Here is a 13,656-nt window from a genome sequence, read left to right on the forward strand (position 1 = left end):
CTCATGGATCACGAAGCTAGGTGGTATGCAATCGAGCAGGAACGGCTACATCTCGCTGACATGCTCGAGTCACTTACCCCCCATGAATGGGATGCTCCCTCACTGTGCGAGGGATGGCGCGTACGCGACGTCGCGGCGCATGTCGCGCTGGGCGCTAACCCGCCGCTCCGCGCCGCCGCACGAGAAGCCATACGCACCTACGGCCGCTTCAACAAAATGAACCAGGCGCTCGGAATCGCCTATGGCAGTCGCCCAGTGGACCAGATCGTCGCGGCGCTTCGCAAGCATGCGGCGTCACGCAAACTTCCGCCGATAACCAATCAGCGAAACATTCTCGCCGACACACTCATCCACGCTCAGGACATCGCTCTCCCCCTCAGCCGCGATCATCACATGCCAGTCGAACTCGCGCGCGACAGCGCCGACCGGCTCTGGGAGATGATCTGGCCGATGTGGGCGAAACGGCGCTACCGCGGAGTCCGCTTCACCGCGACCGACACCGCCTGGAGTGCAGGACGCGGCTCAGACGTGCACGGCCCGATCAGCGCATTGCTGATGGTGCTCGGCGGACGTCGTGCCACACTTTCGCACCTCAGCGGAGATGGGCTCCCCCACCTCACCCCGCGCGTCTGACGTTCGGGGCGACGGCGTTCTCGAGCGCCTCACCGCGCAGGAACCGGCCGGTTTCCGCAGCAACTATCTTTGCCGCGTTGTGCGCGGTCTGTTTGCTGGCTCCCGCGAGGTGCGGTGTCATGACGATCCCGGGTGTGGCTAGCAGTCGCGAACCCACGGGAATCGGCTCCTCGGGAAACACGTCGAACGCTGCCCCGAAAAGGTGACCGCTCTCCAGCGCGTCACATACAGCGTCGTAGTCGAGCAGCCCCCCGCGCGCACAGTTGACGATGATGCTTCCGTTCGGCATCGCGGCGATCTCTTTCGCCCCGATCATGCCCGCGTTGTCTTTGGTGAGCCTGGCATGCAGTGAGACAACCTGCGACCGGTTCAGCAGCTCATCGAGACCAACAAGCTCATCAACATCAGTCACGGCATCGGACCGTATGTACGGGTCGTACACCAGCACCGTCGCACCGAAGCCCTTGAGGATACGGGCGACGCGCTTGCCGATGGCTCCGTAACCGACGAGCCCGACGCAGGAGCCTTCGAGTTCGACACCAACCTGGTCGTACTGGTAGTAGTCGCCACGCCACACACCGCCCATCAGCTCGCCGTGAGTATGCGGGATGCGCCGGGCAGCTGCCATCATCATCGCGACGGTGTGCTCAGACGTCGCGACCGCGTTCCGGCCCGGCGCGCAGGTAACTGTTACGCCATGACGGGCGGCAGCATCGACGTTCGCGTTTACCGGTCCGCCACGGCCCACCGCGAACAGTTCCAGACTGGGGCACGCCTGGAGAATCCGTTCGGTGAGCGGCGCCATCTGGGTCACACAGATACGCACGCCTCGCAGCGCCTCTATCATCTGTTCTTCACTGCCCGACGCTTCGTCCACTTCTGCGATTCGCCTGAACGGTTCGACCGGCCAGGGCAGTTCCAGCGTCGACACGTCGACCGTGTTGCCGAGTTCCTGGTGCAGGGCGTGCACGAGCAGGCCGGGACGGACGAACTGGTCACCTGCGGCGAGAATGCGGACAGTCATGGGGTCATGTCCTTTCCTGGGTCGTATGCGGGGAAGTCGATGGGGGTGTTGTATTCGATCAATGCGGCGTGCCCCGTTCCGTCCCAACGGATTGTGGTGACGCCGCAGTTACGGACATTCGGGAACATGTCTCGGTAATGGCGCAGCGGGATACCAAGCAGATGGCAGAGCACCAGACGTTTCACTGTCCCGTGGCCAACTACCAGAACCCGGCCCGACGGATGCTCGTGGGCAATGTCTTTCAGACAGTCGATCGCCCGGTCCGTTGCTCGGCGCGGATCTTCACTGCCTGGCAAGTGCCCCGCAACGGGGTCCCGTTCGAACGCGCGCCGCGCGTCTGGGAACTGTGCGAGCATCTCCCCGCTGGTCAGTCCTTCGCCTGCGCCGAAGTCAAGTTCGGCGAGCCGCTTGTCCACGGATGCGGTGAGGCCGGTGGCACGCTCGCAAGGGGCTGCCGTGTCACGTGCCCGCCCCAGCGGTGACACCCAGATCGCGTTCAAATGGGCTTGTTCCGCCCAGCTCGCAAGCTGGTCAGCTTGTTGACGACCCCGTTCTGTCAGTGCGATATCGGTGCTTCCGGTGTAGCGATTATCCGCATGCCAGACGGTTTCTCCATGGCGCACCAAAGTCAGGTCAGTCACCGGTTTCTCCTCCTCCGCGCGTGACGGGCCACCGAGTCCGGCAGCCAGCCTCGCTTGTGTAGCTCATCGATCAGCGTCAGATAGCTGTCGTCGTGCATCGTCGTCTGGTCACTGCGGGGTTCGAATTTCGTTGCCCGACGGCTGAATCCATGAGCGCCGTCGGCCAGCGGGCCGGTACCCGCACGAGCCAGAATCGCCATACCCATTGCCGCGTCGGCATGTTCGGGTACGACGATGCTCCGCTGTAAAACGTCGGCTCGCAATTGATTCCAATAGCTGCTTCGCGCACCGCCACCGGTGACGCTGAGCGTGCCATGTGTCGGCGCGCCGAGCAGGTCGAGATAGTCGAAACACAGCCGCTCCACATACGCGACACCGCGCAGCAATGACGCGTAATAGTCGATGTCGTCGGCTACTTCACCGATGGTGAAACGCCGCAGTTCGGGCGCCACGAACGGGAACCGCTCCCCCTGCGACACAATGGGATACGTAATTGCAGTGCCACCTCGCTCCGCAGCTTTCGAATTCATCGCATCGAGGTTCGCGCCAGGAAACTCGGCGGACAGCACACCTGCGCCTGCACTGGACGCACCACCCGGCAGCCAATTGCCGTCAGGCGCGCGGTGGCTGTAGACAACACCGAGCGGATCGCGCAGCCGCGTGTCCGTCACGCCTTTCAGCACCAGCGTTGTGCCCAGAACAGCGTTCCACGAACCCACCCCCAGTGCTCCGGAGCCGAGCAGTGCCGCGCAGCCATCTGTCATACCAGCTTTGACGGGCGTTCCCGCGGGGATGCCCGTCGCGTCGGCAGCGGCCGCACCGACCACGCCGAGTTCCGTTCCCGGCCGGACCACGTCGGGCAGCATCGATGCGGGAACACCGATTGCGTCGAACACGTCTACAGGCCATTTCTCGTTTTCGAGGTCGTACCCGGTTTTCAGAGCATGGCTCGAATCCGCCGCGGTGGGGTGTCCCGTGAGGAGGCTCGTTAGGTAGTCAGCCTGGTGCTGCAGCACCGCGTGCTCGGGAAGGTCTGCGTGCCGGTACAGCCACAACAGTTTCGGCAGTGCCCAGGACGCTTGCGGCCTGTAGCCCAGTGACCGCCAGAGATCCTCTCCCGCTTCTTGCACCGTGACAGCCTCGCCCGCCGCACGTGCGTCGTCGTACATGAGGCCGGGTGTGACCGGCCTGCCAGCGCGATCAGTCAGCACGATCGTCCCCGACGTGGCGTCGAGCGCGACGCCACGGACGGTGACATCCGCCTGTGCTAGTGCTGCCCGGCTAGCGGTTGCGAGCGCTTCCCACCATGATTCAGGTTTTTGTTCATGCCGATCTCCGCTCCGGTAACTCGTCAGCGGGTGTGCACCGGAGCCCGCGACCCGGCCATCTGCGGTGACCGCGACGCACCGCACGCTCTGAGTACCAACATCGATGCCAAGCCAGACCTCGTCAGACATGAGTTACTCCCTCTGGCGTGCCCTTCGGCTGGGCCTGAATTTCCCAGCCGCGCCGGGCCACGTCACGCAACTGGCGGAACTCGCGGTAAAGCGAGGTGTAGAACGCGGCGCGGTCTGGGTCCGGGTCACAACTCGTGTGTGTGCGCACATACCTGATCGCCGCGGCCTCCAGATCGGGTGCCGCACCCGTTGCGACGAGTCCTGCCAGGAACGCACCTTTCGCTCCCGACTCACTGTCGGCAGACCGCACCACCCGCACACCCACGACATCGGCGATGAGCTTGCACCACAGCATGTTTGCCGCACCTCCACCGCAAACTCGCAGTTCTTCTGTGCGGGCGCCGGACGCTTCGAGGCAATCCCGGATCACCAGGGTCAGGCCTTCGAGCACGGCCCGGGCGATGTCAGCGCGACCGTGTTCAAGACTGAGCCCCCAGAACGTCCCTCGCGCATGCGTGTCAAGAAAGGGTGCGCGCTCCCCCGCTGGGGATAAATACGGGAGGAACACCAGTCCCCGCGCACCGGGCACTGACTGCTCTGAGAGGGTCACCAGGTCGCGCGGATGCGAGACACTGAGCAGTTCCGCCGCCCACACCAGAACTTCTGCCCCAGCGAGAGTCGGGAACGCACGCAGCACTTTTCCATGCGAGTCAAGCGCGATAGTGAGGCCGGCAGGTTCTCCGTCTGTGTCGACCGTATCGCGGACCACTTCAGTGCAGAGCGTTGTCCCGAGAATCGTGCAGGCCTGCCCGGGTGACGTGGCGCCCGCACCGATCGAGGTCGATACGATGTCATAGGGAGCGAGGACAACGGGCAACCCCTCTGGAAGGCCGAGTTCCGCGGCTGCCTGCGGGCTGAGCTTGCCGGCACGCTGATCATCTGAACAGACATCAGGCATCAATCGTTCGGCCCACTCCATTCCGAACATCGACCTGATCTCCGGTGCGTAGGTTCGTGAGCGCAGATCGAGGAACGGAGCCGACGCATCGGACTCGTCGACGGCGCATCGGCCCGTGAAGCGAAGGTACAGCCATCCTCCCGCATAAAGTGACACCGCGGAGCGTTCAAGACGCCCCGGGTCGTGGCTGGCAAGCCACGTGAGGATCGCGTTCGGGAGGCCGGGGAACGTCAGCGATCCGTTGCACCGGAAGGCCTTCTCGAGCAGTCCTTCATCACGCCAGGTGTCGACTATGTCAGCGGCGCGCCCGTCGGACCAGAGGATCGCGGGACCTGTAGGTGCGCCATCCTCATCGACAAGCCAGCAACCGTCGCCTTGCGCGGTGATCGAAAGGAACTGGACAGGCGTGGCCGCCTGAGGGAGGACGCTGCGGATCGTGAACAGCACCGCGTTCCACACCGCCATCATGTCTTGCTCGGCCCACCCTGGCTGGGGGCGCTGAACCTCGGTGGCCTGCCGCGACACGGTAACTTCGTCACCGTTGTCGCTGAACAGCACCGTCTTGATCATGGACGTGCCGACGTCTACAGCAAGGGCAGTCATCGTGGCGCCTCGACCTTCGCTGCTGAGTGGACCCGGACTGCCGAGGGTGGCGTGGGTTCCCTGCCTGCGAAACGCTCGAGTACGAGTGGCAACCCTGTGAGCGAGCTGATCACCGCGTCTGGTTCCGAAAGCTGACGTTCGGTCGGCGCTGGCGGGGCTTCTCCGCGCAGCATCCATACTGCCCGCATGCCGAGCGACTGTGCCGGCCGGATGTCCGTATCCAGCCTGTTGCCGACATAGACTGTCCGGTCAGCGCGGATACCCGCCTCGCGCAGCGCGTGCTGGAAGATCCTGCGGTCCGGTTTCACGGCACCCACGTGATCCGCGAGCGTGGTGACGGTGAAAAGGTCCCGCAGCCCATCGCGTTCCAGCGCGTCAAGAACGTTCTCCCGCGAGTTCGCGATGATGCCGAGCTGATACTGCTGGGCGAGTGCTGAAAGCACCGGTCGCACATCGGTATACAGCGAGGACTGCGGATAGTCCCAGTGGGCCCGTGCACGTCCGTCGAGTTCAGCGCGGCGCCCAGCCGCGAACCGCTCAGCGATGGTCGTGCGCAGCGACCCTTTCGCATATTGCCGTGCGCGTCGTACACGGCCCAGAACTCGGGATCCGTGACGGCAGGGTTCAGCTCGTGCACCGCTTTGAGGAGCGCCTGTGCGAAGCAATCGTCGTCGTAAATGGTGCCGCCGACGTCGAAGAAGATCGCGTCGACACGGTCTTCCGGACTGGGCTTGCGCAGCATGATCGGGTGCCCAAGTACGCTGCCTCCAGCCATGGCTGCCAAATGGCCCACGGCGCTTCCCTCGGCTTCAGGGCGTGCTTCTGCCTCGCCGGGCAGCTTGAGGAACAGCACCAGAACCGCACTGAAGACGTACATTCCCGCGAAGATGATCATCACGCCCTGAACTCCGAGCGGCCCGAGGAAGATCCCGGCGATCGCGGGACCAACCATCACGCTGGCGCCCGCTCCAAGGTTCAGCGCTGCCATCGCCTGCCCCTTGTGTTCCGGTGCGAGCGAAGGCATCAGGGCAGATAGGGGCACGTACCCAGCAAGTGTCGCGCCGTAGAGCCCAGCGACTAGCAGTGCCAGTGCATAGTTGGCACCGGCCGCGACTGGCACGTAGTAAAGCAGCAGGATGCTGACCGCAGAACCGATTCCACCGAACCAGCAGACCGTGGTGCGCCAGCCGACCTTGTCACCCACGACGCCAAAGATCAGATTGAACACGATGTTGACCGCGAACATCACAGTAAGCAGACGCAGCCACTCGCTGAGCGTGAATCCGATTGTCTCCGTGAAGAACGTCGGCATGAACACCAGGAAGCCGAACTGCGGCGCGGTGTTGATGGTCCGGACGATGGCACCAGCCCCGATCCTTGGGTTTCGCCACAGGATGGACACGCTGCCCAGCAGCGTTTTGACTGGATGCTCGCCTTCCGGTGCGAGCCGATGATAACCGGTGCGTTCTTTGACAGCGAGGAGCGCGAGCAGACCACCAAGAATGATGAGTATCAGCGCGAACCAGAGCGTCTCGTACTCTCCGATAAGGGGAATCATCCCGGCGGCGACGAGCGCTCCCAGCGTCGGCAGTCCGCCGGTGAATGCGAACCAGAACCACCCAACGGCGGTACCGAGGCGCCGCTGCGGTGTGGCTGCGGCGATCCAGACAAGGAAGCCATACGCGAAGAGCGGATAGCCAAAGCCGCGCAAACCAAACGCGATGAGGATGAGGGTGAAGTTCATCGAGGGGATCGCGATCGCGAGCAGCAGCACTTGCAGTGCAGCCCAGATCCCAAGCCCAAGCCACATGACCTTGCGAGGCCCCCATAGATCTGAGAGTGCTCCAGACAGCCACGCGGCGATACCGACGGTGACTCCGTACAACGTCCACATGAGCGCGATCTGTTCGCCCGACAGGCCGCGGTCCATCATGAATGGCGACAGATAGCCGGCCTCGACGCCGTCACCGATCATGAAGATTAAGAGGCCAACGTAGCCCCACAGCAGGGCTCGTGGCATTCCGAACCGGTCTGCCCACGACCGCTTGGGCTCGATGCCCTGCTGCGGGAGACCTAATGAAGTCGTCATGTCTCTCTCCGTTCCTTGCCTCCATTCGGTGGGTTTTCCGAGGTGGAGGAGCTACTGATAGGAGACAGCTTCGACTGTGACTCAGACAACAAGATTGGGGAAGCAAACGTGATGTTTGCTTCCCCGCATGTGAAGTTGTCGCTCCCATGTAGGGCACACAGCTGCGGTTCTCGATGAGAGATGTGATTTTCGCGTTAAGATAACACTGGCTACACAGGAGCTGAAATGACCGGAATCGAACCCAGCACGACCCAGGAGGAACGGCGAAACCGCATTCGGGAACGCGTCACCAGCGAAGGTTTCGCCCGAGCCCGGGAGTTCGCCGACGAGTTCAGCGTCAGTCTCATGACGATTCACCGTGACCTTGACGTCCTGCAGGCTCAGGGCTGGTTGCGGAAGGTACGCGGCGGCGCGACCTCCGTCCCTTCCGCGGTCTTCCACGGAAACGTGAACGAGCGGATGGCAGCGAAGTCCGACATCAAGCAGGCGCTCGCGAAAGCTGCACTGGAACTCGTCGTACCGGGTCAGACCATCATGATCGACGAGAGCACGACGTGCCTGCACTTGGCGCAGTACCTGCCTGACCGGACGCCACTGACACTGATCACGAACTTTCAGCCGCTCATCGCGATGCACGCCGCCACGCCGGGGATCACACTGATCGCGCTCGGTGGCGAGTATTTTCCGGCTTACGAAGCATTCCTGGGCCTGTACACGGCCGAAGGTGTCGCCAAGGTTCGCGCTGACACTCTATTCATGTCGACAACCGCGATCTCTCGCGGGCGGTGCTATCACCAATCGCAGGAAACTGTGCAGGTCAAAAGGGGCATGCTCCAGGCATCATCACGGCGGATTCTGCTGGTCGATCACACCAAGTTCCGCCGCGAAGGACTGTACGCGCTCACGTCACTCAATGAGTTCGACCTCGTCATCTCAGATGACGGGCTGCCGCTAGGAGAACAGCGCGCCATCAGGGACGCAGGCGTCGAATTAAGGATTGTGAAGGTGCATTAGCCTTCAGGCCGCCCAGGGTTCTTGCGCAGCCACCCAGCCAGGGCTCTTACGGATCGCGGATCGTGTGAGACGGTCGCGGAGGGACGGCTTCTTCACCCAGTCCAGGTCACCGGCCAGAATGTACTTCCCGGCAGCGCCATCTAACACGGTGAAGTAGGGCAGGCCAGAGGGATACACGCTGTGCGGACCATACACCGGGATCTCGCGCCCTTGGTGGTGCGCCACATAGTTACCCTGAGGCGCCGAGCGAGGGTCTAAGCGCCCTGGACCAGCAGAAAGTACCGTGCACATAACAGACCCTCCTTTCAGGCAGATTCGTGAACTACTTACTTAGGCAACGATCTGTCTGCGAGGGGTGTTCCCAGGAAGGCTAGTGTTTCCGATCACCGCCGGACTGGATCGCGAAATTTCATGCGCTCACGCGGGCTGCCACACGGCCCATACTGCGTACGGTGAGTATCTGACTTGCGTACCCCACCTGGCCATCCTTGTCATGGAGGGTCGTAGTCGTGGTCCCTTGTCCCCCGGTTCCGAAAACGACTGTCGTGTCGAGGCCCACCCACCTTCCGTGTGGCTGACGGAAGAGATGGATCGTCAGATCGAGGTTGGGGAACATCCATTCACTCGGTGACTGTCGTACGGCAATTCCATTGGCGGTGTCGATGAGGCCGACAAAGTGAGCCAGGGCGCTCGCGGGCTCGTTGCCCACAAGCGTGACGTCTGTACTCACCCATGCGGTGGTGCGGCCCGGCTGCGGCGGGTTAGCCGTGCGCACATCAAGGGAGGCGATGTAGCCACCGGGCCACAGTTGCGACATGTCCCATGAGTCCATGGCCTCGGGTGGCGCGAGCTGTGCGTGCACGCCGCCGGCCACCGCGCTGGTGTCCTCCACTGATAGTCGCCACACGCGCGCACGGACAGCGTGGCGCCCACCGGCAGTGACGGTCGCCTCGAGCAGTTCAATGGTCTTTCCCGGCCGGATGACGTCGACACGAATGTCGAAGTCATCGATGCTCAGGACGCCGAGAATGTCGACGCTGATTCGCGTGATCGCCAGGTTGTCCGGTTCACGCTTGGCGATGAACCGTTCCACCGCGTGGATCATCAGTCCGACGACTGGGCTGATGTGCTGCTCCGTCGGCGACCATGCACCGCCGGTCCGCTCTGTGGGCCGGTAACGATGCTCGTCGATCCGGGTGAAATAGCAGTCAGGTTCGTCACGCACACAACCGACGTTACGACCGCGAAGGTGGTTTTTCAACCCTAGAGTCGACTAAACGCCCTATTGGTTGAATTGTGGTATTTTTGCGCAGATCCGTTCGCGAGTGAGGAGCACAGCCGTGGAAACCGTGGAGACTGGGGAAACACCGACCCGGCTCTCCCGGCGCCGTGAGCGCCGCAAGGCCGAAATCGTGCGTGTCGCGATCTCCTTGCTGGCAACCAGCGGTTACCAAGGGATGGGGCTAGACGATGTGGCCGACGGCGCCGATATCGCGAAACCCACTCTCTACCACTACTTTTCCAGCAAGGACGAACTGGTTTCCGCGGCGTTGGAGACGTTATCGAACAATGTCCTGAACCGACTGATCGCCGTACTCGACGATGCTCCCGGCGATGCACACCGAGACCGGCTGCGCGCTCTGGTCAACGAACAGATCCGGATTATGACGGAGGAGTATCCGGAGGTCGGCACGATTTTCGCGTGGCAGACGTCCTGGCCGGACATGCATGACGAGGCCCGGAAGTCGATGCGCCGCAGACACGATGCGGTCTTCCGTCAGGTCGTCGTCGCAGGACTCGAGGCAGGCGAACTCGATTGCGCGAACATCGATGTTGCTCTGCAATGCCTGCACGGCATCATCAACAATGCGTCAATCTGGCTCTCGCAAATGAAGGATTCCGAACAGACGCTCACCACCCAGCGCGACCTTGTCAGCGCCGTCATGCGGATCTTCACCACCGAGCACTCCTGACGCTGCCATGTCCTGGGCGTCCTGCTCAATTGAACGTGAACGTTACTCCGGTCAATTCTTCGCTCATGTCCCACAATTCCGCAGCGAGCTTTTGATTCTGCGCCACTCGAGAGATTTTCGCCGCACCCGGCTTGCCGCGCGTCTCCATCAGCGCGCGCGGTCCGGTATAGCTACCGGGGCCCCCATTGTTCGCCGCGTACAGCGTGGGAAGTGCCCCAGCCTTTGCGGACTGACTGACCACCCGGGCACCGAGCGGCGCGAGCTTGCGCAGAACCGGGTTGCTGCCAAGTCCGTCGTCACTGCCGTACAAGCCCGTTGCTGAGAAACCCGGGTGAGCCGCATTACTGACAAGTGGCGAACCGGCCGCGCGCGCACGCCGGTCCAGTTCCAGCGCGAACATCAAGTTGGCGAGCTTAGAGCGTGCATACGCGCGGTGCGGATCGTAACTCCGGTCCTCCTGCGGATCGTCGAAATCCAGCTGCCGCCGCTGACGGTGTGCGAGCGACGACACCGTCACCACGCGGGGCTCAGCGGCTTCGAGCAGCCGGGGCATCAGTAGCGCCGTCAGCGCGAAATGGCCGAGGTGATTTGTCCCGAACTGCAATTCGAAACCGTCGGCGGTTTCGAGACGGCGCGGGGGCATCATGACACCTGCATTGTTGATCAGGAGGTCAAGGGAACCTGACTGGCTGTCTGCGAATTCGCGCACCGAATCGAGACTCGCGAGATCCAGTTTCGCGGATTCGACGTCCGCATTCGGGATCTCCGCCCGGATCTCTTCGGCAGCGGCGGCAGCCTTCTGCTCGTTCCGGCATGCGAGTACGACGCTATCGCCGGCGCGGGCGAGTTCTGCCGCAGTGAAATAACCGATGCCCGAATTCGCCCCCGTGACGACGGCCCTGCGCCGCTGCGTGCCAGTCATGGGCACACCCTAACACTGAGTTCAGGGACGCGGCCTCCGTGTGCTGCCCCGCGGAGGTGCCTCACCAGGAGGGACGTCGCCCCGGTGGGTTGCGCCACGCGGCGAATTCGTCGACCCCGGACCCGTTCCTGGCGCGTCCGGATCGAGCTTCGCGGCTCGTTCGAATTCTTGGTCCACCTTCGCACGCGCGCCGGTCGCCTCGGTGCGCTGTTCAGCGGCGCGATACCGCATTTGTTCTGCCTCCGCGGCCTTGGCCTCCGCCCGCGCTTTCGTCTCGCGCGCCCTCGCAGCAGCCGCTTCCGCCTCGGCTTCCTGCTCGGCGACCTCATGCTGGTGGGCCACGGCACTACGACGTATTTCTTGCGCCTTGCGCCGCCGGTGTTCGGTCCGGCCGCGCATAACCATGGCGATGATCGCAGCGACTACGAGAACTGCGACGATGATGATGACGATTGTGACGATCGTTGTGGTGTCCATTGTGGTTCCTCACCTCGCGTGGCGTTGCACGGTGGTGCCGCTACAGCGGCCCGTGCATCGCGCCTAACGTGATGTGGATACCCGTAAAGACGTCCTTCATACCCTTAACATGGCGCTAATATTTGGACATTTCATGCATTCTTCGTGCCTGCCAGAGAATTCCAACAAATGGAATCCGCGCTTCGCGGATCCCTCCATTCCATTAGAGTTCCTTTGTGGCTCCCTCGAACGCTCCCGACGAACTGCCTGCGGATCAGCAACAGCTGCTGGATCAGTTCAAACAGCGCCTCGAGACGATGACGCCGTCCGAGCTTCACGAGGCGCTCGGTTCGATTCTCGTAGCCGGGCCGGCAGTCTCCGATCGCTACGCCGCCGCACGGCCCGACAACCGGCTCCCCCGGCGCGAAGATGTCGTCACGTTCGTCGTGCGAGTCGATATCAACGGAGCCGAACCTCCGCTGTGGCGACGCCTCGAGCTAGCGTCGGATCTGCTCCTCAACGAGGTCCACGATGTGCTGCAAGTCAGTTTCGGCTGGCAAGATCGTCATTTGCACCGCTTTTCGAGCGGCGGTGGCCCCTTCGACAGCGGCGCTGAACTTTACCTCTGCCCCTTCGACGCGGATGCAGGTGAAGACGAAGGCGTCCCCGAAGAAGAGGTCCGGCTCGACGAAGTCCTTTCCGAACCCGGAGATGTCCTCCACTACGTCTACGACTACGGCGATAACTGGATGCACTCCGTGAAGCTGGAAAAGGTGCAGCCTCGCAGTGGCGAAGAACCGGCCGCCCGGTGCACGGGCGGGCGGCGTCCGGGGCCGCCCGAAGACTGCGGCGGCGTGCGGGCATATGAGCTCGCCGTTCAGGACCCCCAGCGCTCACAGCTCGAACATCCGCTCATTCCATTCCGCGCCCGAGATATCAATGAAACCCTCCACGCGATGTTCGCCGACGTGGAAATGCCACCGTTCGTGCAACAGTTCACTGACTCGCTGCCAAGTACCTGCACGCGCCCAGTCCTACGGCTGATTACGGGCGCGAACCTCACTGCCGCCCCTGTGATCACGGAGGCGAACGCGGCTTCCATGGTGTCCCGCTATGCCTGGCTGCTGCGGCGCGCCGATAGCGACGGTATCCGACTCACCCAGGCCGGATACCTGCCGCCCAACGTGGTTCAGGAAGGCATACAGGCGCTCGAACTGGAGCCCACGATCTTCCAGGTGAATCGGGAAGTCAGCGTTGGGCCGCTGCTCCGACTGCGCAGGTCAGCACAAGACAAGGGCTTACTACGAACAAAGAAGGGGACGCTCGTCCTCACTAAGCTCGGTCGTCGCCTGGCCCACGACCCACTGGCACTGTGGCACCACCTCGCGAGAACTGCCCCCGTCATCGCGGCGGACCCGTGCGAGTCGCACGCCTTGGTACTGCTGCTGCTGACGATCGCCGGTTTCGCCGACGATTCGGCACTCACCCCGACAGCAGAATTGATGACAGAAATCGGGTGGCGCATGGATGACGAGCCACTCGATGCGATCGACGTGCTGGACTTGACGCAGCCGCTGTACCACGACCTGTGCCTGGTCGGCGCTTTATCGCGGGAAGGCTGGGAACTGGACCACATCACCCCCGGCGGCGTCCAGTTCGCGCGCGCCGCGCTACAACGGCCCCTCTGAAACTGGGGAAACGAAGCCGAAGGTTACGAAACAGCCACTGCCGCAACGCAGCCGCTCCAGCCAACGTACGCTCCTGAGGAACATCCCCTCCCGGCAAAGGACAAGACCATGCCCCCGTTCTCCGTTCTCGACTTTTCCACGCTCGGCGAAGACCAGCTCGGTATGCCCCGCGAGGAAATCTTCGACTCGATCTTCGGCATCATGTACGCGCTCATCGAGATGCTCGGCCTCGGCGGAGCCACATTCCTGGGGCTTTAG

At 62.9% G+C, this 13,656-nt stretch carries 14 protein-coding genes and 1 pseudogene; 5 read left to right on the forward strand and 10 right to left on the reverse strand.

The window, feature by feature from the left end; all coding sequences use genetic code 11:
• Nucleotides 1-3 precede the first annotated feature (3 nt).
• On the forward strand, nucleotides 4-633 hold the full coding sequence (locus AS9A_RS23305; RefSeq protein ID WP_013807678.1) for a maleylpyruvate isomerase family mycothiol-dependent enzyme: 630 nt from the start codon (nucleotides 4-6) through the stop codon (nucleotides 631-633).
• Here the strand turns inward: AS9A_RS23305 and AS9A_RS13880 are convergent.
• From AS9A_RS13880 to AS9A_RS24665, 6 genes and pseudogenes are all read right to left on the reverse strand, one after another.
• The gene (locus AS9A_RS13880; RefSeq protein ID WP_013807679.1) at nucleotides 617-1,657 is read right to left on the reverse strand and encodes a 2-hydroxyacid dehydrogenase; all 1,041 of its coding nucleotides are present in this window, start codon (nucleotides 1,655-1,657) and stop codon (nucleotides 617-619) included. The two genes, AS9A_RS23305 and AS9A_RS13880, sit on opposite strands and share 17 nt — an antisense overlap.
• The gene (locus tag AS9A_RS13885) at nucleotides 1,654-2,298 is read right to left on the reverse strand and encodes a histidine phosphatase family protein (RefSeq protein ID WP_013807680.1); all 645 of its coding nucleotides are present in this window, start codon (nucleotides 2,296-2,298) and stop codon (nucleotides 1,654-1,656) included. The genes AS9A_RS13880 and AS9A_RS13885 overlap by 4 nt, the downstream gene beginning before the upstream one ends.
• Nucleotides 2,295-3,755 carry an FGGY-family carbohydrate kinase gene (locus AS9A_RS13890; protein WP_013807681.1) on the reverse strand — a complete coding sequence of 487 codons (1,461 nt, stop codon included), beginning with the start codon at nucleotides 3,753-3,755 and terminating at the stop codon, nucleotides 2,295-2,297. The genes AS9A_RS13885 and AS9A_RS13890 overlap by 4 nt, the downstream gene beginning before the upstream one ends.
• Nucleotides 3,748-5,256 carry an FGGY-family carbohydrate kinase gene (locus AS9A_RS13895; RefSeq protein WP_013807682.1) on the reverse strand — a complete coding sequence of 503 codons (1,509 nt, stop codon included), beginning with the start codon at nucleotides 5,254-5,256 and terminating at the stop codon, nucleotides 3,748-3,750. The genes AS9A_RS13890 and AS9A_RS13895 overlap by 8 nt, the downstream gene beginning before the upstream one ends.
• Complete coding sequence (locus tag AS9A_RS23310) at nucleotides 5,253-5,921, reverse strand: HAD family hydrolase (protein WP_085930620.1); 669 nt, start codon at nucleotides 5,919-5,921, stop codon at nucleotides 5,253-5,255. Before AS9A_RS23310 ends, AS9A_RS13895 begins: the two co-directional genes overlap by 4 nt.
• Before the next feature lie 134 nt (nucleotides 5,922-6,055).
• Nucleotides 6,056-7,345, reverse strand: a pseudogene (locus AS9A_RS24665) (MFS transporter); the annotation flags it as partial.
• Nucleotides 7,346-7,570: 225 nt separating this feature from the next.
• Between AS9A_RS24665 and AS9A_RS13910 the strand changes: the two are divergent.
• Entirely contained in the window at nucleotides 7,571-8,359 is a 789-nt protein-coding gene (locus AS9A_RS13910) for a DeoR/GlpR family DNA-binding transcription regulator (protein WP_013807685.1), read from the forward strand.
• Between the two features lie 3 nt (nucleotides 8,360-8,362).
• On the opposite strand, the gene AS9A_RS13915 is transcribed toward AS9A_RS13910, so the two are convergent.
• The gene (locus AS9A_RS13915) at nucleotides 8,363-8,584 is read right to left on the reverse strand and encodes a hypothetical protein (protein ID WP_013807686.1); all 222 of its coding nucleotides are present in this window, start codon (nucleotides 8,582-8,584) and stop codon (nucleotides 8,363-8,365) included.
• Between the two features lie 184 nt (nucleotides 8,585-8,768).
• Nucleotides 8,769-9,584, reverse strand: coding sequence for a thioesterase family protein (locus AS9A_RS13920; protein WP_013807687.1), 816 nt, complete (start codon nucleotides 9,582-9,584; stop codon nucleotides 8,769-8,771).
• 115 nt (nucleotides 9,585-9,699) lie between these two features.
• Between AS9A_RS13920 and AS9A_RS13925 the strand changes: the two genes are divergently transcribed.
• The gene (locus AS9A_RS13925) at nucleotides 9,700-10,332 is read left to right on the forward strand and encodes a TetR/AcrR family transcriptional regulator (RefSeq protein ID WP_013807688.1); all 633 of its coding nucleotides are present in this window, start codon (nucleotides 9,700-9,702) and stop codon (nucleotides 10,330-10,332) included.
• 25 nt (nucleotides 10,333-10,357) lie between these two features.
• Here AS9A_RS13925 and AS9A_RS13930 read toward each other — a convergent pair whose 3' ends face one another.
• Nucleotides 10,358-11,254: an oxidoreductase gene (locus tag AS9A_RS13930; protein WP_013807689.1), complete on the reverse strand. Its 897-nt coding sequence runs from the start codon at nucleotides 11,252-11,254 to the stop codon at nucleotides 10,358-10,360.
• Between the two features lie 21 nt (nucleotides 11,255-11,275).
• Entirely contained in the window at nucleotides 11,276-11,731 is a 456-nt protein-coding gene (locus AS9A_RS13935) for a hypothetical protein (RefSeq protein WP_013807690.1), read from the reverse strand.
• A 215-nt stretch (nucleotides 11,732-11,946) separates the two neighbouring features.
• Between AS9A_RS13935 and AS9A_RS13940 the strand changes: the two genes are divergently transcribed.
• Nucleotides 11,947-13,398 (forward strand): plasmid pRiA4b ORF-3 family protein, encoded by a 1,452-nt coding sequence (locus AS9A_RS13940; protein WP_013807691.1) that lies wholly within the window; start codon nucleotides 11,947-11,949, stop codon nucleotides 13,396-13,398.
• A 108-nt stretch (nucleotides 13,399-13,506) separates the two neighbouring features.
• On the forward strand, nucleotides 13,507-13,656 hold the full coding sequence (locus tag AS9A_RS24150) for a hypothetical protein (RefSeq protein ID WP_013807692.1): 150 nt from the start codon (nucleotides 13,507-13,509) through the stop codon (nucleotides 13,654-13,656).

It is taken from the genome of Hoyosella subflava DQS3-9A1 (assembly GCF_000214175.1).
Lineage (GTDB): Bacteria > Actinomycetota > Actinomycetes > Mycobacteriales > Mycobacteriaceae > Hoyosella > Hoyosella subflava.